Source organism: Mesorhizobium sp. BR115XR7A (assembly GCF_020165315.1).
Taxonomy (GTDB): Bacteria; Pseudomonadota; Alphaproteobacteria; order Rhizobiales; family Rhizobiaceae; genus Mesorhizobium; species Mesorhizobium australicum.
This window is the reverse complement of the sequence record NZ_JAIUHW010000010.1, coordinates 188835-211509: the sequence shown is the minus strand read 5'-3', so window position 1 is coordinate 211509 and position 22675 is coordinate 188835. Positions and strand designations below refer to the sequence as shown.

The 22675-nt window shown below is 63.9% G+C and carries 23 protein-coding genes, 1 other RNA gene and 2 pseudogenes; 9 read left to right on the top strand and 17 right to left on the bottom strand.

What is annotated here, in order from left to right; translation table 11 throughout:
* Window positions 1-236: 236 nt before the first annotated feature.
* Window positions 237-1124: a dienelactone hydrolase family protein gene (locus LB557_RS22035; RefSeq protein WP_224594842.1), complete on the top strand. Its 888-nt coding sequence runs from the start codon at window positions 237-239 to the stop codon at window positions 1122-1124.
* A gap of 9 nt (window positions 1125-1133) precedes the next feature.
* Here the strand turns inward: LB557_RS22035 and LB557_RS22030 are convergent, their stop codons facing one another.
* The 3 genes from LB557_RS22030 to LB557_RS22020 form a co-directional block, all read right to left on the bottom strand.
* Entirely contained in the window at window positions 1134-1580 is a 447-nt protein-coding gene (locus LB557_RS22030) for a response regulator (protein WP_015317245.1), read from the bottom strand.
* On the bottom strand, window positions 1577-2683 hold the full coding sequence (locus tag LB557_RS22025; protein WP_224643445.1) for a sensor histidine kinase: 1107 nt from the start codon (window positions 2681-2683) through the stop codon (window positions 1577-1579). Before LB557_RS22025 ends, LB557_RS22030 begins: the two co-directional genes overlap by 4 nt.
* Before the next feature lie 185 nt (window positions 2684-2868).
* Window positions 2869-3792, bottom strand: coding sequence for an EamA family transporter (locus LB557_RS22020; RefSeq protein ID WP_140714626.1), 924 nt, complete (start codon window positions 3790-3792; stop codon window positions 2869-2871).
* Window positions 3793-3881: 89 nt separating this feature from the next.
* Between LB557_RS22020 and LB557_RS22015 the strand changes: the two genes are divergently transcribed.
* On the top strand, window positions 3882-4361 hold the full coding sequence (locus LB557_RS22015) for an Lrp/AsnC family transcriptional regulator (RefSeq protein ID WP_140615683.1): 480 nt from the start codon (window positions 3882-3884) through the stop codon (window positions 4359-4361).
* On the opposite strand, the gene LB557_RS22010 is transcribed toward LB557_RS22015, so the two are convergent.
* Both LB557_RS22010 and LB557_RS22005 read right to left on the bottom strand, forming a co-directional pair.
* Window positions 4358-4555, bottom strand: a complete 198-nt coding sequence (locus LB557_RS22010) for a hypothetical protein (RefSeq protein ID WP_015317249.1) — start codon at window positions 4553-4555, stop codon at window positions 4358-4360. The two genes, LB557_RS22015 and LB557_RS22010, sit on opposite strands and share 4 nt — an antisense overlap.
* Window positions 4556-4792: 237 nt before the next feature.
* Window positions 4793-5272 carry a thioesterase family protein gene (locus LB557_RS22005; protein WP_224594844.1) on the bottom strand — a complete coding sequence of 160 codons (480 nt, stop codon included), beginning with the start codon at window positions 5270-5272 and terminating at the stop codon, window positions 4793-4795.
* A gap of 160 nt (window positions 5273-5432) precedes the next feature.
* On the opposite strand from LB557_RS22005, the gene LB557_RS22000 reads away from it, so the two are divergent.
* Together LB557_RS22000 and LB557_RS21995 are read left to right on the top strand one after the other, a co-directional pair.
* The gene (locus LB557_RS22000) at window positions 5433-6848 is read left to right on the top strand and encodes an FAD-binding oxidoreductase (protein WP_140789247.1); all 1416 of its coding nucleotides are present in this window, start codon (window positions 5433-5435) and stop codon (window positions 6846-6848) included.
* A 47-nt stretch (window positions 6849-6895) separates the two neighbouring features.
* A pseudogene (locus tag LB557_RS21995) lies at window positions 6896-7165 on the top strand (hypothetical protein); the annotation flags it as partial.
* Window positions 7166-7194: 29 nt separating this feature from the next.
* Here the strand turns inward: LB557_RS21995 and LB557_RS21990 are convergent.
* Window positions 7195-8180 (bottom strand): annotated as a pseudogene (locus tag LB557_RS21990) (Dyp-type peroxidase).
* Between the two features lie 132 nt (window positions 8181-8312).
* Between LB557_RS21990 and LB557_RS21985 the strand changes: the two are divergent.
* Complete coding sequence (locus LB557_RS21985; protein WP_224713093.1) at window positions 8313-12359, top strand: AsmA-like C-terminal region-containing protein; 4047 nt, start codon at window positions 8313-8315, stop codon at window positions 12357-12359.
* 9 nt (window positions 12360-12368) lie between these two features.
* Here LB557_RS21985 and LB557_RS21980 read toward each other — a convergent pair whose 3' ends face one another.
* The 3 genes from LB557_RS21980 to LB557_RS21970 form a co-directional block, all read right to left on the bottom strand.
* Window positions 12369-13286, bottom strand: a complete 918-nt coding sequence (locus tag LB557_RS21980) for a sigma-70 family RNA polymerase sigma factor (RefSeq protein WP_224644093.1) — start codon at window positions 13284-13286, stop codon at window positions 12369-12371.
* A gap of 33 nt (window positions 13287-13319) precedes the next feature.
* Complete coding sequence (locus LB557_RS21975; RefSeq protein ID WP_224644094.1) at window positions 13320-13625, bottom strand: hypothetical protein; 306 nt, start codon at window positions 13623-13625, stop codon at window positions 13320-13322.
* Window positions 13626-13730: 105 nt separating this feature from the next.
* Window positions 13731-14159: a MarR family winged helix-turn-helix transcriptional regulator gene (locus LB557_RS21970; RefSeq protein WP_181166287.1), complete on the bottom strand. Its 429-nt coding sequence runs from the start codon at window positions 14157-14159 to the stop codon at window positions 13731-13733.
* A 166-nt stretch (window positions 14160-14325) separates the two neighbouring features.
* On the opposite strand from LB557_RS21970, the gene LB557_RS21965 reads away from it, so the two are divergent.
* The gene (locus LB557_RS21965; RefSeq protein ID WP_224644095.1) at window positions 14326-16122 is read left to right on the top strand and encodes a chloride channel protein; all 1797 of its coding nucleotides are present in this window, start codon (window positions 14326-14328) and stop codon (window positions 16120-16122) included.
* 2 nt (window positions 16123-16124) lie between these two features.
* Here the strand turns inward: LB557_RS21965 and LB557_RS21960 are convergent, their stop codons facing one another.
* From LB557_RS21960 to LB557_RS21945, 4 genes are all read right to left on the bottom strand, one after another.
* Window positions 16125-16349: a ribbon-helix-helix domain-containing protein gene (locus LB557_RS21960; protein WP_015317259.1), complete on the bottom strand. Its 225-nt coding sequence runs from the start codon at window positions 16347-16349 to the stop codon at window positions 16125-16127.
* Complete coding sequence (locus LB557_RS21955) at window positions 16346-16543, bottom strand: DUF4169 family protein (RefSeq protein ID WP_224644096.1); 198 nt, start codon at window positions 16541-16543, stop codon at window positions 16346-16348. Before LB557_RS21955 ends, LB557_RS21960 begins: the two co-directional genes overlap by 4 nt.
* A gap of 11 nt (window positions 16544-16554) precedes the next feature.
* Complete coding sequence (locus tag LB557_RS21950) at window positions 16555-17091, bottom strand: SspB family protein (protein ID WP_140714644.1); 537 nt, start codon at window positions 17089-17091, stop codon at window positions 16555-16557.
* A 146-nt stretch (window positions 17092-17237) separates the two neighbouring features.
* Window positions 17238-17927 (bottom strand): TetR/AcrR family transcriptional regulator, encoded by a 690-nt coding sequence (locus tag LB557_RS21945; protein WP_140726194.1) that lies wholly within the window; start codon window positions 17925-17927, stop codon window positions 17238-17240.
* A 184-nt stretch (window positions 17928-18111) separates the two neighbouring features.
* Here LB557_RS21945 and LB557_RS21940 point away from each other — a divergent pair, with 184 nt between their 5' ends.
* Window positions 18112-19317 (top strand): multidrug effflux MFS transporter, encoded by a 1206-nt coding sequence (locus LB557_RS21940; protein ID WP_140660946.1) that lies wholly within the window; start codon window positions 18112-18114, stop codon window positions 19315-19317.
* Window positions 19318-19422: 105 nt separating this feature from the next.
* On the opposite strand, the gene LB557_RS21935 is transcribed toward LB557_RS21940, so the two are convergent.
* From LB557_RS21935 to ssrA, 3 genes are all read right to left on the bottom strand, one after another.
* Window positions 19423-19860: a VOC family protein gene (locus tag LB557_RS21935; RefSeq protein WP_140726196.1), complete on the bottom strand. Its 438-nt coding sequence runs from the start codon at window positions 19858-19860 to the stop codon at window positions 19423-19425.
* An 89-nt stretch (window positions 19861-19949) separates the two neighbouring features.
* Window positions 19950-20516: an AAA family ATPase gene (locus tag LB557_RS21930; protein ID WP_140726199.1), complete on the bottom strand. Its 567-nt coding sequence runs from the start codon at window positions 20514-20516 to the stop codon at window positions 19950-19952.
* A gap of 106 nt (window positions 20517-20622) precedes the next feature.
* Window positions 20623-20983: a transfer-messenger RNA gene (ssrA, locus tag LB557_RS21925) on the bottom strand.
* Window positions 20984-21151: 168 nt separating this feature from the next.
* Here ssrA and LB557_RS21920 point away from each other — a divergent pair.
* Window positions 21152-21463: a DUF2853 family protein gene (locus tag LB557_RS21920; RefSeq protein ID WP_015317265.1), complete on the top strand. Its 312-nt coding sequence runs from the start codon at window positions 21152-21154 to the stop codon at window positions 21461-21463.
* A gap of 173 nt (window positions 21464-21636) precedes the next feature.
* Window positions 21637-22431 (top strand): thymidylate synthase, encoded by a 795-nt coding sequence (locus LB557_RS21915; protein WP_224644101.1) that lies wholly within the window; start codon window positions 21637-21639, stop codon window positions 22429-22431.
* A gap of 11 nt (window positions 22432-22442) precedes the next feature.
* Here LB557_RS21915 and LB557_RS21910 read toward each other — a convergent pair whose 3' ends face one another.
* A complete protein-coding gene (locus tag LB557_RS21910; RefSeq protein ID WP_224644097.1) occupies window positions 22443-22652 on the bottom strand; it encodes a molybdopterin-binding protein in 210 nt (69 codons plus the stop codon).
* Window positions 22653-22675 lie beyond the last annotated feature (23 nt).

The window sequence follows — 22675 nt, the reverse complement described above, 5'->3', positions numbered from 1 at the left end:
GATCGGGCCTATAGGACCGTGACCGCCGAGGGCGGCCGGCCAGCCAGTTTCCCCCACTATTGTGGCAGCGCCATCAAGATTTGTCACCGATGACAAAAACGTGATGATCTTCAGCCGACTGACCGGCGGCCGCCAAGGCAGTGAGATGTCACGCTCCGGTGACTGGACGATGAGAGGCTCGCCCCTATCTTGCGACCGGCAAGGACACCGCAGTCGCGACGAGATCGAGGAAGCCCATGGCCGACGTCACCACCAAACCCGTCATCACCCAGGCGATGATCGATGCCTATGACGAATACACGCATCTGACGCTGGATCGCCGCCGCTTCATGGAGCAACTGACCAGGCTTGCCGGATCGGGCGCGGCGGCGGCCGCGATCGCGCCGATGCTGGCGGCGAACTCGGCCCAAGCGGCGATCGTCGCCGACAACGATGCCCGCGTAAAGGGCGAGGATATCACCTATCCCGGCAGCGGCGGCGAGATGAAGGGCTATCTGGTCAAACCCGCAAACCAGGCCGGCAAGCTCGGCACGGTCATCGTCATCCATGAAAACAGGGGGCTCAACCCGCATATCCGCGACGTCGCCCGGCGCGTGGCGCTGGAAGGGTTCGTGGCGCTCGCGCCGGATTTCCTGTCGCCGCTCGGCGGCACGCCCACTGACGAGGACAAGGCGCGCGACATGTTCGGGAAACTCGACCCGGCGCAGACCGTGGCCAATGGCGTGGCGACGGTCGCCTTCCTCAAGGCCGACGGGGACGGCAATGGCAAGGTCGGCGCCATCGGCTTCTGCTGGGGCGGCGGTACGGCCAACATGCTGGCCGTCAATGCGCCCGACCTTGCCGCGAGCGTCGCCTATTACGGCATGCAGCCGAAGGCCGCCGACGTCTCGAAGATCAAGGCCGCGTTGCTGCTGCACTATGCCGGCCTCGACGAGCGCACCAATGCCGGCATCGATGCGTTCAAGAAGGAACTCGATGCCGCGCATGTCGAATACACGGTCTATGTCTATGAAGGCGCCAACCATGCCTTCAACAACGACACCTCGGCGGCGCGCTACGACAAGAAGGCGGCCGACCTCGCCTGGGGCAGGACGATCGCCTTCCTCAGGCAGAAGCTGGCATGACCATCGCCTTCAGGCCGCCGGCGCCCAGATCGTCTTGAAGGCCGGCGACAGGGTGAAGCCCGCCGGGCGCTCCGATTTCGGCGGCGGGCGCCGCACGCCTTCCTGCAAATAGCGCAGGGCAGAGGTCAGCCCGTTCATCGTGTAGGGCTTGGCGATGACGCCGATCGCACCGGCGAAGTGGTCGGGGATGCGCTTCGGGTTGGCGGTCATGAAAATGACCATCGAGTTCTTTCTGTCGCCAATATATTCGGCAACGTCGATGCCGGTCGGGCCGTCGGTGAGATGGATGTCGACAAAGGCGATATCGGCCTGCGTGGTATCGACCATGTCCTTTGCTTCGGCGAGCGATGTTGCCCAGCCGACGACGCTGTGCCCGGCGTCCTCGACCAGGCTCTCCAACTCCATGGCCAGCAGCGCCTCGTCCTCGACGATCAGGACCTTGAGCGGTTCAATCATGACAGGTTCCCTTTGTGCTGTGGTCCATTGGGCATCGAGATGACAACGCGAGTGCCGGGACCGGCATCGCGCCACTCGATGTCGGCACGCAATTGGCGGGCAAGCGACTTGATCAGCCGCATGCCGAAGGAGGCGTCGCCACTGGCGCCCGCCATGCCGACGCCGTCATCCGAGACCTCGATGTTCAAATGGCCGTCCGGCTGGCTCATCTTGATGCCGATGCTGCCCGATCTCGTGCCGTCGGGCCTTTCCTTGAAGGCATGCTTGAGCGCGTTGGTGACGAGTTCGTTGACCATCAGCGCCACCGGCGTCGCCTTCTCGGCCGGGACGACGACGGGCTCGAGATCGAGTGTCGGGTTGATTTCCGAACGTCCCGAAGCAGTCAGCAGGTCGGAGATGAGATCCTTGGCGAAGTCGGAAACATCGAACTTGCTGACATCCTTGGACTGGTAGAGCCGGCGGTGCACGGTGCTGAGCGCCTCTATGCGCTCCAACATCGTGCCAAGCGAGCGCTTGAGGTTCGCGTCGGAGACGGTGCGGCTCTGCATGAGGATAAGCGAGGAGATCATCTGCAGATTGTTCTTCACCCGATGATCGACCTCATGCAGCAGCGTGGTCTGCGCCTCAAGCGCCGCTTCGAGCTCAGCCGTGCGTTCCTTGACGGCCTTTTCGAAACGCTCCTTGTCCGCGGTGATGCGATTTTCCCAGAGCTTCCGGTCGGAAACATCGAGTTGCGAGGCGAAGAAGAACTGCATTTCGCCTTTGTCGTTGGAGACGGGGCTTATGTAGAGCGCGTTCCAGAAGGTCGACCCGTCCTTGCGGTAATTCAGGATATCGACGCTGATGTCGGTTTCATCGGCGATCGCGGCGCGTATCTGAGCGATCGCTCCCTTGTCGCTCTCCGGCCCCTGCAGGAAGCGGCAGTTCCTGCCGAGAACCTCGTCGCGCTCATAACCCGTCAGGCGCAGGAAGGCGTCGTTTGCAAAGACGATCGGATTGTCCTGCCGGCGCGGATCGGTAATGATCATCGACATGCGCGTGGCGCGGATGGCCGCCGCGAAGGGGTCGCCCTTGCCGTGCTCGACATGAAGGTCGTCGGTCATGTGCCATGCGTCCGCCGGCTCCCTGGTCCGTTTCCGTTCCATAGCGTCGCTCCAAGCCATTTTTCGCGGGAGACAACGGCTCAAAGTAGAATTTGGTTTCAATCTCGGCTGGCCTGTTGCAGTTCGTCGCAGGCGGGAACCGATGGAGGCTTTCCGCAACCGACCGCGAGGAAGGGGTTTCCCGGCTAGCCAGCCGAGGCCGGCCTGTGAAGCGCGACGCCGGCCACGACCAGCGCGATGCCGAGGCAATCGGACGGACCGGGTACCTGGCGCAGCACGACGACGCCGATTAGCGTTGCGGTGACCGGCAGCAGCGACAGCATCAGCGCGAAACTCGCACGCGGCAACCGCGCCATGGCGAGCTGGTCGCATACGTATGGAATGACCGACGAGCAGATGCCGACGCCGATGGCGGCGACGAGCAGCGGCGGCGACAAAAAGGCGGACAGGGCGTCGGCGAAGCCAACGGGCAGCACGACGACGAAAGCGACCGCCATGGCCGCACCCAGGCCGGCGATGCCGTCGCCGGCGCCCGCGCGGGCGACACGGTGTCCAAGCACGATGTAGCCGACAAAGAGCGCGCCGTTGAGGAAAGCCCAGACCAGCCCGACCGGGTCGGTTGACCATTTGACGTGGATCAGCAGCAAGGTGCCGGTGACAGCGACGGCAAGAGCGGCCAGATTGCGGGCGCTTCTGAGGCCGGCGAGCGCGACGCCGATGGTGCCGGCGAATTCGATCGCCGCCACCAGCGAGATCGGCAGGCGGTCGAGCGCCAGGTAGAACGAACAGTTCATCACCGCCAGGCAAGCACCGAAGGCAACGAGCAGGAGCCGCGTCGGAGGATCGGCGCTGGCGAAGGTTCGCCATGGGCGGGTCAATGGCGCGAAGACCAGCGCCGCGGTGGCTATGCGCAGCCAGGCCATGCCGAGCACGCCGACTTGCGCAAAAAGCAGCACGGCGAAGGCCGGGCCGAGATAATGAAAGACAGCGCTGACAGCGAACCAGATATGAGGCGGCAATCTTGTCGCGAGCCCGGCGAGCGCGGGGCCGGCAAAGGCCGGGGTGGCAGCGGCAGGGCTGGTATGCGGGGCTTGCCTCTGGTCATCCATGGGATCAGTATCGTAGCCAATCCTCCCTATTCATATGGATGATGACCAGCTTGACCAATCATTCCTTTCCCGGAGGCAAGGAGTTTTCCATGAAACGCCTTCGAAACGAAAATGCCGACATCGACGCGGCCGACATGAAGATCCTGCGCCTGCTGGAAGAGGACGCGCGCATCAGCACCGCGGAGCTGGCCCGTTCCGTCGGCCTGTCTGCGCCGAGCGTGGCGGAGCGCATCAAGCGGCTGCAGGAGAACGGCGTGATCGAGGCCTATTGCGTCAGGATCAACCCGGCGGCGCTTGGCCTGAAACTGTCGGCGTGGCTGCGCATCCGGCCGGTGCCTGGGCAATTGTCAGTCGTGGCCGAGATCATCCGTGAGTTGCCGGAGATCGCACAATGCGACCGGGTGACCGGAGAGGACTGTTTCATCGCGCTGGCGCATGTCGGCTCGGTCGCCGAACTCGAACGGGTGATCGACCGCATCATCCCCTATGCGATGACCAACACGGCGATCATCCAGTCGTCGCCGGTGATCGCGCGCTCGCCGCTGGCGGCGATCAGGCAACGGCGCTAAGCGTGGCCGCGCTTCAGGCGGGCGCGCTTCAGGATGCTGCGCCAGCGGATCATGTCGAACGGGATCGGTTCGTTGTTGTTGGCGATGTGAAAGATCTCGTTGTCGACATTCTTGAGCGAACGCCAGAAATCGTAGTCCGATATGCGCGGATCGGCCGCCAGCCTGTCCACCTCGACCTTGATGTCGGTTTTCATGCACGTTCCTCGAACCGGCTTCGCCGCGCCGCCCGCTAAAACAACCCTGTGCGGACGTTTTCGACCGCTCCGCTGAGTCGTTCAACGGCTCAGATGGCTTGTTCCCGTTAAATCCTCGGTAAGGTTAATGCGGGTGCGAGGTGGCTTCAAGCACGCGTGCCAGCCGATTTGAGGAACCCGGCGATTTTGGATCGCGGGTGTGGCTTTGAGGCCAGACCCGGTCGCCTGGGCTTCGCCCTATTTGCGCTTGATGCCGATCGAACGGCCGGCGCGCTCGGGCATCGGGAGCACGGAGTGGGCGGCGCGCATGGCTTCGATCCTGGCCAGTACATCGGCCGGAAAGGGCGCCACCTTCGGCCCCGACATGTCGACATGCAGCGACAGGGTCTCGGACGTGGCGGCGAGCCAGCCGTCGACATGGCGGATTTCCTGATAGGCCCGCAGCCGCTTCTCGTCATGGTCGATGAGCTGGAAGGAGACCGTGACCTTGTGGTCGAGATGCAGTTCCCTGACGTAGCAGACATGGACTTCGGCGGTGTAGATGGTGAGCCGCCGCTCTTTCACATAGTCCAGCCCCATGCCCATCGCCTCGAAGGCCTCGTCCGAGCAGCGGTCGAACAGCACGTTGTAGTAGGCCATGTTGAGATGGCCGTTATAGTCGATCCAGTCCTTCTCGATGCCCATGGGCCTGGAGACGAAGGGGGCGGGAATGGACATCGAAACTTCCTTGTTCTGGTGCTGGACAGAGTAGCCGGTGAGTGTCTTTACATTCTGACGCAATTTCGGATGGAAACCGCTTCACACTTTTCCTGAAATTGCTTTAGGCATCCATACTCGCATAACAAGCGTGGGCGCTGGTCCATTCGCGGAGGAATTCATGGCTCTGAGCGACCTCAATCCGGTCGAACGCAACGAGGAAGGCATCGCGGCGGTGCTCGGCATCCTCAAGCAGCGGCTGGGCGAGCGCTTCCAGACCGGACAGGCCATCCGCTCGCAGCACGCGCATACGACCACCTATATTCCGACGCAGGCGCCCGACGGCGTCGCTTTCCCGGAGACGACGGCCGAGGTGCAGGAAATCGTGCGTGCCTGTGCCGCACACCGTGTGCCGGTGATCGCGTTCGGCGTCGGCTCGTCGCTCGAAGGCCACACCAATGCGCCGGGTGGAGGCATTTCGGTCGATACGTCGCGGATGAACCGCATTCTTTCGGTCAATCCGCAGGATCTCGACTGCACGGTGGAGCCCGGCGTCACGCGCGAGGATTTGAACCGGCATCTGCGCGACACCGGCCTGTTCTTTCCGATCGATCCGGGCGCCAATGCCTCGCTCGGCGGCATGGCGGCGACGCGGGCGTCCGGCACCAATGCGGTGCGCTACGGCACGATGCGCGAGAACGTGCTGTCGCTGACCGCCGTCATGGCCGACGGCGAGACGGTGACGACCGGCAAGCGGGCGAAGAAGAGTTCGGCCGGCTACGACCTGACCCGGCTGCTGGTCGGCTCCGAGGGCACGCTCGGCATCATCACCGCGCTGACCTTGAAGCTGCAAGGCATTCCGCAGGCGATCTCGGGCGGCGTCTGCCCGTTCCCGAGCGTCGAAGCTGCCTGCAACGCCGTCATCGCGACGATCCAGATGGGCATTCCGGTGGCGCGCATCGAACTGGTCAACGCGCTGCAGATGCGGGCGATGAAGACCTATTCCAAGCTCGATTATCCCGAGAGCCCGTGCCTGTTCGTCGAGTTTCATGGCAGCGACGCCGGCGTTGCCGAACAGGCGGAGACCTTTGGGATGATCGCGGAAGAAAATGGCGGCGGGCCGTTCCTGTGGACCAGCGTTGCCGAGGAGCGCACCAAATTGTGGAAGGCCAGGCACGACGCCTACTGGGCGTCGCTGACCTTGCGGCCGGGCGCCAAGGGGCTGTCGACCGATGTCTGCGTACCGATCTCGCGCTTTGCCGAATGCGTCATGGAAACCGAGGCCGACATTGCCGAGATGGGACTTATCGCGCCCATCGTCGGCCATGCCGGAGACGGCAATTTCCACGTGCTGGTGCTGATGGATGTCAACGATCCCAAGGAAATCGCGCTGTCGGAAAAATTCGTGGCACGGCTCAACATGCGGGCGATCGCCATGGAGGGTACCTGCACCGGCGAGCACGGCATCGGGCAAGGCAAGATCGGGTTCCTGCGCCACGAACTCGGCCATGGCGTCGACATCATGCGCACGATCAAGCAGGCGCTCGATCCGCAAAACATCATGAATCCGGGCAAGATCCTGCCTGACGCGGGCTAAGGGCATCGCGAACAGCGCGTCTTGACCGCGCCGCCATTCGGGTCGAGGCGGTGCTGGCCATGGCGATGCGGCGGCTGAACGGCGAGGCCGAACGGCGGCGCCAACTGGCGGCCCGCACTTCGCTGGTCGACAATGCGCGCAAGGCGCTGACCTTGAAGCAGAAAGCTCCGGAGGGTCCCACGCACAATTCGCGCACCGCCCACAAGGGCATGCGGGCCGTGGCCAACCAGAAGGTTCCAAATCTTGTTCGGCCGGCCGAACTCGGCCGCCAGCGCAAGGCGGCCAAGGTGGCGCAGGCGAAACGCGACGCACGCTAAGGGAGCGGTTAGGCCCGCCAACCGCCGCTCTATCCTGCAGTGGGAAGCTGCTCCCGGGCGTCCTGCACAAGCGTCTGCAGCATGGGGCGGGTCGGGGCGAAGAAGGTCGTGCCGGTGTGCGGCGTGGAGACATCGAGCAGCCGGTCGTATGCACCCGGCGGGTCGCCGACATACATGCGCTGCAGCATTTTCTCGGTGACCCAAAGATATCTGCTGTAGCCGATGAAGTAGGTGCCGAATTCGTTCTGCCCGGGCCTGCCGAACGGCATGTTGTCGCGCAATATGTCGTGTTCGTTGCCGTCGGCATCGACCACGGTGGCCAGCGCCTTGTGCGATTTGCGCAGCGCGTCGTCATCATCGATTTCGATGTTGTCGATCTTGGTGCGGCCGATGATCGCCTCCTGCTCGGGCGTGGGAATGCGCGCCCAGGCCTGCATGTCGTGCAGGTATTTCTGGACCACGACATAGCTGCCACCGGCGAAATCGGCATCCTCGTCACCGACCAGCGCGGAGGCGGGCAAATCGAGGCCGGCCGGGTTGGCGGTGCCGTCGACGAAGCCGAGCAGGTCGCGGGCGTCGAAATAGCGAAAGCCGATCACTTCGTCGACGACGCTGACGCCGGGACCAAGCCTGTCGAGCAGGATACGCTCGAATTCGAAGCACATGTCGGGCCGCTCGGCGCGAATGTGAAAGAGCAGGTCGCCCGGTGTCGTTGGCGCCGAATGGACAGCGCCTTGATCGGCGCGAACGGCTTCAGTTCCAGCGGCCGCCGGCCGGGGCTGAGCCGGTCCCAGAGATCGCGGCCGATGCCGGCGATGCAGGACAGGCGCCCGCCGAGATCGCGGAATCCGACAGTCTTGGCCAGATCGTCGAGTTCACCGAGCACGGAACGAACCCTGGCCAGAGCCGGCTGATCGCCGGCGACGGTGACGACAAGGAAAATCGCCGACTGCGATAGCGGGGCATCGACACTCTGCGCATCGATCGGCACGCGATCCCAGTTCTTGCCCGACATCCGAGAATCTCCGCTTTCCCCGGATTTGTTTCAGATCGTCCGACATGACGCAACACGGGATGAATTGCCTCTTTATCGACACGCGGATGCGGGTAGAGTGCGGCGGAATTGCAATCAACCTGTTCGGAGCTGATGCTCGCACGCCTGTTCGTGATCTTCGGTGGCCTGTTCGTGCTGGTGCTGCTTGCGGCGCTGGTGGTGCCGCATTTTATCGACTGGACCGGCTACCGCGCCGAGTTCGAGCGAGAGGCAAGCGCCATCCTCGGCCGCAAGGTAACCGTGCAGGGCGACGCCACGGCAAGGCTGTTGCCGTTTCCCTCGGTAACCTTTTCCAAAGTCGCCGTCGCCGGTGGCCCCGACGGTCAGCCGGCCATGACCGTCGAGACGTTTTCGATGGACGCGGAACTGGCACCCTTCCTGCGCGGCGAGGTGCTGATCTTCGACATGCGGCTGGTGCGGCCGAAGGCGACCATCGACATCGCCGCCGACGGAACCGTCGATTGGGCCATGCGCCCGTCCTCGCCCTTCGACCCCGGCCAGGTCTCGATCGAGAAACTGACTGTGACGGAAGGGCAGATTGAACTGCGCCATGCCGCCGGCGGCCGCAGCCACATCTTTTCGGAGATCAACTCGACCATTTCGGCCAAGTCGCTGGCCGGTCCGTGGCGCATGGATGGCACGTTGCGGCTGGACGGGTTGCGGACCACGGTCGCGGCGTCGACCGGCAAGGCCGAACCCTCCGGGCAGATGCGGTTACGGGTGAAGGCGGATCCCGACGCCTATCCGCTGGTCATCGAGACCGACGGCAATGCCGGCATCGTCAACGGTGCCGCCGTCTATTCCGGCCAGTTCAAGATTTCGGGCGCGGACAAGGATAGCGCGGGCAAGAATTCAGCCGAGTTGCGCGGCACGGACGGCGAGACGGTGAAGGTCAGCACCGGCAAGTCCGATCCGGGCTTCCGGCTGAACGGCAAGTTCTCGCTCGACCACCAGAAGCTTGGCGTCGACGAATTCCGTTTCGAGACCGGTCCGCTCGACAATCCCTACACCGCCGATGGCAAGGCCTCGGTCGATCTTGGCCAGAAACCGAGCTTCGCCATCGAGGCCAATGGCGCGCAGGTTCAGTTCGACGAGGCGGTGGGTGCCCAGGCGGGTACGGGCCTGACGCTGGATCAGCGCATCGCCGGGCTGGAGCAGGCGCTGCTCGATCTGCCGAAGCCGACCATTCCCGGCACGGTCGAGGTCAAGTTGCCGGCGGTGGTGGCCGGCGACACGACGGTGCGCGATGTTCATCTTTCGGCCGAGCCGGTCGGTGACGGGTGGTCGGTGAAATCGCTGGCCGCGACCTTGCCCGGCCGCACCAAGCTGGAAGCCGATGGCAAGGTCATGCTCAACGTGCAGGGCCATTTCGGCTTCACCGGCTCATTGCTGCTGGCCGTGGCGCAGCCCTCGGGTTTTGCCGCCTGGCTGTCGAAGGATGTCGACGAGGCGATCCGCCGTCTGCCTGCCGCCGGTTTCAAGGCCAAGGTCGATCTCTCGGAAAATCATCAATCCTTCAGCGATCTCGAACTGATCCTCGGCAAGGCGAAGTTTTCCGGCCGCATTGATTCCAGCCAGCCCGAAGACGCAAAGCCATCGGTGCTGATGCGGCTCGAGGGCGGCGATCTCGATGTCGATGGGCTGGCGGCCTTCGCCTCGATCTTCGTCAGCGACAAGGGAGCCAATCGTTTTGCCGACAGCGACCTCGATTTCCAGATCAAGGCCGGCCCGGTCAGCGCCGGCGGCTTGACCGCCGACACGGTCGATACCGCGCTCAGGCTGCGCGACGGGCTGCTCGAAATCGACCGGCTGTCTGTCGGTGGACTGGCCGGTTCCTCGATCAGCGCCACCGGCCGCATCAAGGATTTTCCGGCGAGCCCGACCGGCAAGCTCGACGCCTCGGTGGTCGCGGTCGACCTCAAACCGCTGATTGATGTCGCAGCACGGCACTATCCGGACAATGCCGTGCTGAAGGGTCTCGCAGACCGCGCCGCAGCCTATCCCGACTTGTTCCAGGACGCGCGCGTCGACCTCGTGGCCAGTGCCGCCGACAATGGCGACGGCACCACGGGCCTGGCGGTGAGCGGGCAAGGCAAGGCCGGCGGCTCGTCCTTTTCGGCGTCGCTGTCGGGAAAGGGCGCGGTGGACAGGCTTGCCGACGCGCCAGTGACACTGACTTTCAACGCCAGGAACCCGGACGCAACCGCCTTGCTCGCGCTCTACGGCCTGCCGGCGCTGCCGCTCGGCATGCTGGGTGAAGCAAGCACCGACATCCAGGCCAAGGGTACGCTTTCCGGCGGCCTGGCGACGAGCTTCAGCCTTGCCGGCAATGACTTCAAGGCCGGCTTCGAGGGGGTGGTCGCCGACACGCCGCAAGGCCCGACGGCCAAGGGCAAGATCAACCTCGACGCCTCCGACATCGAGCCGTGGCTGATGACGACGGGCATCGGCCTGCCCGGCATGGGCGCCGGCATGTCGACATCGCTGGCCGCGCAGGCCGATTACGGCAATGGCCTGCTGGTGCTCTCCGGGCTCAGCGGCGCCATCAACGAGGCGGCTGTGTCCGGCGACATCAACCTCGATGTCAAGCAGGGGGTCGACGGCAAGGACGGCGTGCCGCATCTGGCTGGGGCGCTGGCGCTCGACGAACTCGACCTCGATCCGATGGCGGTGGCGCTGTTTGGCGATTCCGCTTTTCTCGTGGACAAGAACGGGTCCGACAAGAGTGACAATGCCGACAAGAATAACAGGGCCGACAAGAATAACAGGGCCGACAAGAATGACAGGGCCGACAAGAATGATAGGGCCGACAAGAATGACAAATCCGGCGCGTGGCCGTCGGCGCCGTTCAGCCAGAAGTCCAGCCTGCCGTTCACGGCCGAACTCGACCTGACCACGGCTTCGCTGACCGTTGGCCCGCTCGCCACCGCCTATGACGCGGCCCTCTCGCTCAAGCTCGACCCGGAAGGCATTCGGGTCACCGATCTCAAGGCCAAATTCCTCGGCGGGGCGCTCTCCGGCCTGTTCGAGCTGAAGAACAATGACGGTACCGGGCTTTTCACCGGACAGATGAAACTGGCGGGTGCCGATCTGGCTGATGTCTTGCCGGATGCGGGCATCGGCGGCAGCGGCGATTTCTCGACAACGCTGTCGACCAGCGGCAAATCCGTCGACGCGATGATTGCCGCTCTATCGGGATCCGGCACGGCGACGCTGAAGGGCTTGCGGATCGCCGGCGTCAATCCTGACGCGTTCGGCGCTTTCCTGGCCAAGGCGGATGCAATCGGACGCGATATCGACGCCGCCAAGACGGCTGGTTTCGCGCCTGACATAGCCGCCGACGGCAGCTTCGCCGCCGGGAATGCCGAGGTCGCCTTCACGATTGCCGGCGGCACGCTCAGGGCGCCGCCGATCAGCCTTGAAAACCCGGCGGCGACCTTGTCGGCCGACATCATGGCGGATCTCAACGCCGGCACGGTTTCCGCCAAGGGCGCGGTCACCTATCGGCCCGGCGACGAAGCGCTGGTCGGCTCCGAGCCGGCCGTGAATTTCACCGCCGAGGGGCCGTTCGGCGCCGTGAAACGGCAGTTCGACAGCGAGCCCCTGGCGCAATTCCTGACCCAGCGTGCGCTGGAAAAAGAACAGCAGCGCGTCGAGGCGATGCAGGCCGCGCTGCTGGAGAAACAGCGGCTGCGACGCGAAGTGCGCTATTACGCGGCCCTTCAGGATGCCCGCGACAAGGCCGCCGAGGAGCTGCGCCAACAAGAGGAAGCGGCGCGCCTGAAGGCAGAGGCCGACGCCAGGGCGAAAGCGGAGGCCGACGCTCAGGCCCAGGCCGACGCGGATGCCAAGGCAAAGGCCGACGCGGAAGCAAAAGCCAAGGCGGATGCCGAGGCCAAGGCGGCGGCGGAACAGCAGGCAGCGGACGAGGCGGCCAAGGCGCAGGCCGAGCAGGAGCGCCAGAAGGCGGAGGAGGCGATGCGCATTGCCTCCCAGGAAAAAGCCAGGCTCGAAGCCGAGCGCAAGGCGGCGCAACAGGCACCCAAGGCCGAGCAGGTGCCCGCCAACGGCAATCCGCCTCCAGCCAAGCCGAAAGCCAATCCATTCACGGTCGACAATCTGTTGAAGTCACTGCAGTAGGCAGCAGGGCTAGGCTTTCCGGTTGCTCACCCGCCAGGCAATCGTCTCAAGAACGAACGTTTCGGCGCCGTCGGCGACGTATCTGGCGTGGCGGAAATCGCGGATGGCGGCAAGCTTGCCGCCCTGCCAACCCAGCAGGATGAAGTATGCCGGCGCTGCCGTCGGGTCGTTGGGATCGCGCACGAGGATTGCCGGACGGTCCTCGACGAAACCGGACTGGAAATGCCAGTCCCGCACCCGGGAATAATTGCCGAAATAGGTGGCCACCTCCTTGCGGCCGTTGAGCCTTGCCCTGGCCACCAGTTCCAGCCGCACTTCGTCGGCCAGCATGTCTCGCACGGCGTCGAAGTCGCGGGCGTTGAAGCGATCGACATAGGCGTCGAGCAACAGGCGCTCCGACGCACTCAGCCTGGGAACAGGACGATCGTCCTGTTCGTCGGCGAGCTCACGCAGCCGGCCACGGCCACGATGCAGCGCTGCCTTGATCGCGGGGATGCTGGTGTCGAGCATGGTGCTGATTTCCCGCAGCGAATAGCCCAGCACATCCATCATGATGACGCTGCTTCGCTGCGCGACGGGAAGGCGCATGAAACTGTGCAATCCGGCTGCCGCGGCCTGCCGATCGGCGATGGAATTTGCCGGGTCGGCGATCATGTCCGGCTCCTCCTCGGAGAAAGTCTTCTCACGGGCGCGGCGGCGCAGGAAGTCGAGCGCCGCATTGTGGGCGATGCGAAACAGCCAGCCTTCGGGATTGGCGATCGGGACGGTGCCGGCCAAGGCCTCGAACGCCCTGGCCAGCGCCTCCTGCACGACGTCCTCGCCATCGACGACCGAGCCGGTCATCCGGGCGCAGTAGCGATGCAGTTTGGGGCGCAATTCGCCGAACAAGCGGTCGAAAGGCTCTGGGATCTCGCCTGGATTGTTCATGCACCGGCCGTTCTTGACATGGTTCTATTCAGGCTACTCGTCCAGCATCCGATAATGGCCCACCACTGTCATCACGTCACGATGCGGAGGGTCGACGCAGCGATCCCTGATGCCACTCTGAAAAGCCTGGAAGGCGGCAAGCCCTGTGATGAGGTCGGCATGCCCGTCGGTTTCGGTCTCGACGAGATGGACGAAAGTGCCATCGGCGGAGCGCCAGGTCATGTAGCGAACGCCTTCCGGCGATTTGCCGCGCAGTTCCTCGAACACTGCCTTGACCAGGCGCTCGTTCTCGTCAGCCCGGTCAGGCTTCGTCTTGTAGTGTATCAAATGGCGTTTCATCGCATCGGCTCCCTTGGCTGTCGCCTGTCCAAGACGCCGCGGCCAGGCCAAAGGATTCGAATTCCGGAAAAATAGTTCGGTATCGGCCCGCACAGATGCTGGACGTCAATCCTGGCTCCGGTCGAGCAGGCGCCGCAGCATGGGTTCGATGCGCGAGAGCTCGTCGAGATGCGCGGCCGACAGTTCGGCCAGGCAATCGTCGGCGCGTTCGGTCAGCCGCAGCAGCACGCGGCGGTGGTCGTCCTTGTCCTGGTCGCGTGCGACCAGTCCTGCCTCGCCGAGGCGGTTGACCAGTTCGACGGCGCTGTGGTGGCGGATGCGCAAGCGTTCCGCCAGGTCGCCGACCGTCACCGGCCCGCCGCCGGGATATCCCTTGATCGCCAGCAGCGCCTGGTGCTGGCGCGGTGTCAGGCCGGCGTCCTCGGCCTGCACCTGGCTGAATTCGAGGAAGCGGCGGATGAGGTAGCGGAACTCGGACAGCCGCTGGTAGTCCGACTGCCTGATGGCGGGGCGTGGTGTCTTGGGCTGCGTCATATCGGAGATGTCTTCGTTTTCCGGTGAAAGCTCAAACGAAATTTCGAGCGAAAGCCGCTTGAATAGATATATCGTGTTACGATACATACCCGGCCGACAACCGGCTGGCCACTTCGACCGTGCCGCAGAACCCCAGACACGGCCGCCGCCAGGAAGCAAAGCCACCATGAAGACCCATAACTCCAATCCCGATCATCTCCGGGATTTCACCACGGATGCCCGAGTGCTGCTCGTCGCCGCGATAGCGGTGGTGGTGGCGACCGCCGGGCTGTTTGCCGGCATCGCGCTTCTGAAGCTGATCCGGCTCGCCACCAACATCGCCTATTTCGGCCAGTTCTCGCTTGCCGAGCTGAAGCTGCAGGATACGCCGCTCGGGCTTGCCGCCGTCATCGTTCCGGTCATCGGCGCGCTGATCATCGGCCTGATGGCGCGCTATGGCAGCGAGAAGATCCGCGGCCACGGCATTCCCGAGGCCATCGAGGCGATCCTGCTTGGGCGCTCCAAGCTCGACGCCAAGGTGGCGATCCTGAAACCGTTGTCGTCGGCGATCTCGATCGGCTCCGGCGGGCCGTTCGGCGCCGAGGGTCCGATCATCATGACTGGCGGCGCCATCGGCTCATTGATCGCGCAGATGCTGCCGGTCTCGGACAACGAGCGCAAGACATTGCTGGTGGCGGGAGCGGCGGCCGGCATGACCACCGTGTTCGGCACGCCGATCGCAGCCATCATGCTGGCGGTCGAATTGTTGCTGTTCGAATGGACGCCACGCAGCTTCATTCCCGTCGCGGTGGCGGCCATCGTGGCCGAGGTGGAGCGCACCATGCTGCACATGCCAGGGCCGATCTTTCCGTTCGCGGGCAACATGGCTATCTCCTTCGTCGGCCTTGGCGGCTGGGTGCTGGTCGGCATCTGCGCCGGCCTGTTGTCCGGGCTGCTGACGCAGATGGTCTATGCCTGCGAGGACGGCTTCCAGAAGCTGCCGATCCACTGGATGTGGTGGCCGATGCTCGGCGGTCTGGTGGTCGGCATAGGCGGCTTGATCGACCCACGAGCGCTCGGCGTCGGCTATGACAACATTGCCGACATGCTGGACGGCCGCACGATCGCCACCGCGGCGCTGCTGCTGCTGGTGGTCAAGGCCATCATTTGGTCGGTTGCGCTCGGCTCGGGAACTTCGGGCGGCGTGCTGGCGCCGCTGTTGATCATGGGTGGCGCGATGGGGGCGGTGCTTGCCGGCATCCTGCCGGCGGCGGACCCGGGCTTCTGGGCACTGCTGGCGATGGCCGCCACCATGGGCGGCACGATGCGCGCGCCGCTGACAGCCACTTTCTTCGCCGTCGAGCTGACCGGCAACACGCATGTGCTGGTGCCGCTGATCGCGGCTTGTGCCGCGGCGCACGCGGTCACCGTGCTGCTGATGAAGCGTTCGATCCTGACCGAGAAGATCGCCAGGCGGGGGCACCATCTGGTTCGCGAATATCGCGTCGACCCCTTCGCGCTGACCAGGGTGCGCGAGGTGATGACGGCGCAGGTCGAGAGCGTGCCGGCGACGATGACGCTGCATGGTGCGGCTGCCTTCCTGACCGCGCCGGAAACCCGGCATCCGAGTTTTCCCGTGGTCGATGAAAACAGGCAGGTGCTCGGCCTCATCGATCCGCCGGCGATCCTGCGCTGGCGCCGTGCCGGCAAGCATCGGACGACGACGCTCGGCGAGCTGCTGGCCGGAAGCAAGGTGACGCTGGCCCATCCCGACGAATATCTGGAAGGCTTGTCGGACAAATTGCTGACCGCCAATGTCTCGCATCTGCCGGTCGTGGCGCGTGAGGATGGAAGGTTGGTCGGCTATGTCGGCTGGAAGGATCTGATGCGCGTGCGCTCGCGCAAGCAGGCCGAGGAGCGTGAGCGCTCCACCTTGCTGGGCTTCGGACGCGGGAAAAAGGCTGACCCGGTCGGAGGTGCGTAAGTTCAGGCGCTCGTCGCGCGCTTCGCCCACTCCAGGACATGCAGCCTGAGCGCCGAGGACAGGTTGGTGTCACGGGGCCGGGTCTCGTCGATTTCGGCGACAAGGGCGGCGAGCGTCAGCTTCCTGGTCGCCGCGATGGCGACGAGATCGTCATAGAAGGGCTTTTCGAGGGAATAGCTGGTGCGATGGCCGCGAATGGTCACCGAGCGTTTTTCGACGGCGCTCATCGATCGTCAGGCTGGGCGGGCTTTTCGCGACGATGGCCCGCGACAAACCTTTCGCTCTTGTCGGCGATCAGGCGGTCGCGTTCCTTTTCGGCCTTGGTGCGACCGTGCAAGGCGCGATTCCGGCTAGCGGTTTGTGCCTTGTCGTCCCGCGCCCTCTGCTTGCGAGCCTGGCGGAGACTGACGATGTCGGCCACGGACCGCGAGCCTATTTCTTGCGGAAGGCGTCGAGCGAGACCACTTCGGCGCCCTTGGTGCCGGCATCCGCGGCAGTTGCCTTCTTCTCCGCCTCGGCGGCGGCCTTCTTCTCGGCCTTCGGCTTCTTCTCGGAGACGATGGTCAGCGGCTCGGGCACCGGTGCCGCCGGTTCCTCGTCGGGCTGCGCATCGGTCTTGACGTCGAATTCGAGCTCGAAATTGACCGAGGGGTCGTAGAAGCCGCGCACGGCCGAGAACGGGATTTCGAGTTTCTCCGGCACGTCGGAGAAGGAGAGACCGACCTCGAAACCGGTGTCGGTCACCTTCAGATCCCAATACTGGAACTGGATGACGATGGTCATCTGCTCGGGATAGCGCTCGCGCAGCCGCGATGAGACGCGCACGCCCGGCGCGCCGGTCAGGAAGGTGATGAAGAAATGATGGTTGCCGGGGAGGCCGGTGCGCGCGACCTCTGCCAGGACCTTGCGCATGACGCCGCGCAACGCCTCCTGGGCCAGAATGTCGTAGCGGATGTGGTCGTCGGCCATGAGGTGGTCGGGTTCCGTTGAATCGTCCGCATAGCTGTAATCAAGCTTGGGCGCGGCGTAAACCTGATATAGACCGCCGCCGCGCCGAAGCGAGGACTATTGCAAACGATTTGATCGGCAAGGCGGTTTGGCGGCAACGCCAAATGTTATGCGTTAGCCAGCGCAGCGTGTCTTTTGAGGCTGGTCGGGGAAGGGCGCTTGCCGAAAGCGCGCAGGAAGGTGCGCACGCCGTTTTTCGCCGATTGCACCACCTCGTCCTCGCCCGGCGTGCCGCCGAGCATGAAGGTGGTCTGCAATTCGGCATTGACGAGGCCGAGGAACTGGCGCGCCGCGACGTCGGGATCGTCGATCGCGAGATAGCCGCCATAGGCGAGGCGGGCGAAGCGGGCGGCGATCGCCGGCCATGTCCTGCCGGGTCCCTGTTCGCGCCATTCGGCAAAGAGCTCGGGATAGCGCTCGCCCTCGGTCTGGATCAGCTTGCGCAGGAATTTTCCGTCGCGGTTGCAGATGCAGTTCTGATTCAGGCGCACGGCAAAACCGATCAGGTCGGCCTCGAGATCCCCAGGCTGATCGGGAAAGGTGGCGATGGTGGCGAAAATGCCGGCGTTGCAGCGCTCGGTCAGGTCGCGCACGACCGCGATGAACAGCTTTTCCTTGTCGCCATGGTGATTGTAGACCGTCTGGCGCGACACGCCGGCCTCAACCGCGATCAAGTCTATATTGGCGCCGGCGAAACCTTCGCGGCAGAACACGCCGGCAGCGGCGTCGACGATCGACAGGCGCTTGGCCTCGTGGCCGCGTGGCGGGAAAGTGTCAGGAGAAACGCCCGGTCTCATGAAAATCTATATAGAGGTGATTGACGATTTAGACAAGACTGTCTAAATTTGTGGACACGATATAAGGGGATTTCGCTCCGGAGACGAATAAATTTGCTCCAGGAGTAGGAAACCCACGGGATGGAACGTCCTAGGGTCAGACGTCGCCTAGCGGCGGCAACCAGATTCGAAAGAAGCCAATATCATGAGCCCCAAATTCCTCCGCATCGCGGTCGTGCTCGGCCTGTTGTCCGCCATCGGCCCGTTCGCCATCGACATGTATCTGCCCGCTTTGCCGTCGATCGGCACCGATCTGCATGCTGGCACCGCCGCCGTGCAGATGAGCCTTTTGATCTTCTTCCTGTCGATGGGCTTCGGCCAGATCGTCGTCGGGCCGATCTCCGACATGGTCGGCCGCAAGCTGCCGCTCTATGGCGGCCTGGCGCTGTTCATGGCCGGCGGCATCGGCTCGGCAATGGCGCCGACCATCGAGTGGCTGATCGCCTTCCGCTTCCTGCAGGGGCTTGGCGCCAGTGCCGGAATGGCCATTCCGCGCGCCATCGTGCGCGACCTGCACACCGGCAATGAGGCCGCCAAGCTGATGTCGCTGCTGATGCTGGTGTTTTCGGTGTCACCGATCCTGGCGCCGCTGACCGGCAGCCAGATCATCGAGAATTTCGGCTGGCGCGCCGTGTTCTGGACCGTGACCGGCGCGGCGGTGCTTGCCACCATCCTGCTCGCGACCTCGCTCAAGGAGACACGGCCGGCGGAAGAACGCGTCGGGTCCTCCTTCGGTACCGCCCTTGCCGGCTACCGCTTCCTGATGGGCGACCGTAATTTCCTCGGCCTGGTGGCGATAGCCGGCTTCGGCATTGCGAGCTTCTTCGTCTATCTGTCGAGTTCGTCCTTCATCCTGATCGACCATTACGGGCTGTCGCCTTCGGTCTACAGCGTCTTCTTCTCGATCAACGCGGTTGCCTTCATCGGCATGTCGCAGTTGACGGGCCTGCTTTCCGAACGGTTCGGACTGAAGCGCGTGGTGTGGGTGGCGGTGACCGGCTACGCGACGACGATGGTTGTGCTGTTCGCGATCATGGTGACGGGCGTCGATCGGCTTGACGTGATGGCGGCCCTGCTGTTCGTCGGCTACGGCTTCCTCGGCTTGGTCATCCCGACCACATCGGTGCTGGCCATGGAAGAGCATGGCGAGATCGCCGGCACGGCGTCGGCGCTGATGGGCACGCTGCACTTCGCCATCGGCGCGCTCGCCATGGGCGTCGCCGGTGTGTTCTTCGACGGCACGCCGCTGCCGATGGTCGCCGGCATCACGCTCTGCGCGGTGATCTCGTTCGCACTGGCGAAAGTCACGCTTGGCCGTTCGCGCGAAGCGGTCGAAGCGCCGGCGGAGTAAGCACCTTTTCCAATAAACCAGGGGAGGCCGGGTCGATCCCGGCCTTTTTTGTGTTGAAGCCGGCGTTTGCCCCCGGGTTGAAGACCGCGCTCTGGCGGCTGACGCTCAGCTGAGTTCCTGGGCGAGGCCGATGAGAAGCCCTTCAGGCCCACGGATGTAGCAGAGCCGATACACGTCCTTGTACTCGACCACTTCGCCTACGAGTTGCGCGCCGCGCGTGCGGAGCCTTTCAAGCGTGTCGTCGATGTCGTCCACGGTGAACATGACGCGGAGATAGCCCAGGGCGTTGACGGGGGCGGTCCGGTGATCCGCGACGACAGGCGGCGCGAGGAAGCGTGACAGCTCCAGCCGGCTGTGGCCGTCCGGCGTGCGCATCATGGCAATCTCGACATGCTGGTGGCCCAGTCCGGTGACGCGTCCGGCCCATTCTCCTTCTACCGTGGCCCGCCCTTCGAGCTCGAGGCCGAGTTCGCGAAAGAAATCGATCGTCACTCCAAGGTCTTCGACGACGATTCCTACATTGTCCATCCGCTTGAGCGCCATGTTTCCGATCTCCATGGGGTGTGGTTTCAGTTTACAAGGTATCGCCTGGTCCACCAACGCACAGGAAAGGCCGGACCCGTCCGACCTCTTTATGTCCGCGATGTCAGCGGCAATCCAGCAGCGTCGAGGAGGAAGCGTACACGCTCTTCGACTGGGGCCAGCGGCAAGGTCACCAGTTCGTAGCCGAGTGCGGCATAGACGCCGGCCACGGACTGGCAAGTGCGCTCGGCCTCGTCGAGGGTTTGCTTGCGTTCTTCGTCCTGGGTGAAGATCTCCGGCCATGGCGGGGCGACGAAGACGCGACGCGCATAGCGGAATTCCGTGGCGGCACTGGTGAGGTGATCCGGCACCGGCAGGCCGCAGAGCCTGAGATAGCCGATCGTGTCCGGCACGCCGCGATCAAAGAAGACCGGACCGGCCAGCTCGCGGACCGCACGGTACGAGCGCATTTCCCACGACAGCATCAGTTCGGCGAACAATGCGCGATCGCTCCAGGGCAGGGCGGTTCCACCAATGGCGGATTGGTCGCGGATGATGCCGCGCCCGGCCTCGGCGGATGTCGCAAAGCCCGCCTGCCGCAAGGCTTCGATCAAGGTGGTCTTGCCGGAACCGGGGCCGCCGGTCAGCACGAAGAATCGATCGGAATTGTTTTGCATTTTGTCCATGGAGAAAGGGCACGCAACGCAGCGGCTTCGCAGCCGTGGACGTGCGAAGTCTTGACGGCAGGAACCGTTGTGCGTCACGCAAAATGAAAGGGGGAGAAGTGGAGGTTTCTGTTGCCAGGTACCTCCGAACCCCGCCTAGAAGTGCGAACCCCTAGGGCTTGATTTGAAGCTATCGCACTGCATTAAGCAGCGAGACGTGCTTCCGCATAGTTGTCGTTGGCAACTATAAGTTTAGCCCGATGACGGTGGTACAATGCCGGGCAAAAGTACGATCTTTACACCTTCGTCGATCCTATTTCGCCCCCAGCAAAAACCGCTCTGTCCTCAACAGCGGCTTTTGGTGGAGGCGCCGGGTACCGCCCCCGGGTCCGAACGGCTTATTTCATCGCCCATTTATCGCCATAGTCGGTCAAGCCGACAAAACGAATATAGGGGGGCTTGCGCGGAAATGAAAGGCCGCAATGGTGCTTTGTCCCTGTGTCAAATTGCGACGCGAAGGGTTGACTTGGGCGCGGTCTCAACCGAAGCTTTGCGGGCGGTGAGGAGTTACCGACCTAGCGCACAAGTTGCGAAGCGCGCCACAGCCCTCATCGATCGGATCCGTGGCGCCGACGAGGGGAATTCTGATGGCCGACTATCTTGCGGATGTGAAGAAATATGACGCCGCGGCAAGCGCCGATGCGGTCGAAAAAATCGTCAAGCACCTGGGCATTGCGCTGAGGAACCGCGATTCCTCGCTGGTGTCCTGCACGGATCCGAAGGAATTGGCGCGGGTCAAGGAGAGCTGGGTGGCCAAGAAGCTCGGCGTCAGCGACGGGGCGAAAGCCGACGCCGCGATCGAGAAGACTTGCAAGGCGATGCACGCCGACAACACCAAGAACCGCGTGACCTTCTACTATCTGGTGGCCAAGGACCTGGGCAAGCTCGGCTCTCTTTGAGACCTTTGGTTACTCATTCTGGCGGCCGGCTGGCGATTTCCGCGCTTCCTGTTCGCCGGGGAGGATTCTGGGCAGGCTTCGTTCCCTGCTGAATGGGGATGATCTCAGACAAGCGTGGCGTCGGCGCCTATATGCGCTATGATCGACGAATTCCCGAATCGAGCCCGGAACCGATGCGCCAGTATCTCGACCTCCTGCAGCACGTGCTGGACAACGGCGCCGATCGCGGCGACCGCACCGGCACCGGCACGCGCTCCGTCTTCGGCTACCAGATGCGCTTCGATCTGGCGCGCGGCTTTCCGGTCACCACCACCAAGAAGCTGCATCTGAAGTCGATCATCCATGAACTCCTCTGGTTCCTGGCCGGCGACACCAACATCAAGTACCTGACCGACCACGGCGTTTCGATCTGGGACGAATGGGCCGACGAGAATGGCGATCTCGGCCCGGTCTACGGCAGGCAGTGGCGGTCCTGGCCAGACGGCCATGGCGGCTCGATCGACCAGATCGCCAATCTTCTCAAGGAGATCCGCCGCAATCCTCTATCGCGGCGGCTGATCGTCTCGGCCTGGAATCCCGCCGAGGTGGAGGCCATGGCGCTGCCGCCTTGCCACTGCCTTTTCCAGTTCTACGTGTCCGAGGGCCGGCTTTCCTGCCAGCTCTACCAGCGCTCCGCCGACATCTTCCTCGGCGTGCCGTTCAACATCGCGTCCTACGCGCTGCTGACGCTGATGGTGGCGCAGGTGACCGGGCTGAAGCCGGGCGATTTCGTGCACACGCTTGGCGACGCGCATCTCTACTCGAACCATTTCGAGCAGGCGCGCGAACAGTTGCGGCGCACGCCAAGGACCCTGCCGACGATGTGGATCAATCCTGAGGTGAAGGACCTTTTCGCCTTCCGCTTCGAGGATTTCCGGCTGGAAAACTACGTCGCCGACGCGTCGATCAAGGCGCCCATCGCGGTCTGAGCCGCGGCTTTTCAGTCGATGCCGACCATCACGTCCGAGGCCTTGACCACGGCGTAGGCCTGCTTGCCCTTTTCGAGCTTGTGGTCGGCGACAGCTTCATTGGTGATCGAGGCGGTGACGATGGTGCCGCCGCCGATGTCGATGCGGACATGCGAGGTGGTGGCTCCCTTGACGATTTCGGTGATCGTTCCCTTGAGCACGTTGCGGGCGCTGATCTTCATTGCAGTTCCTTTCGCGGCAGCGG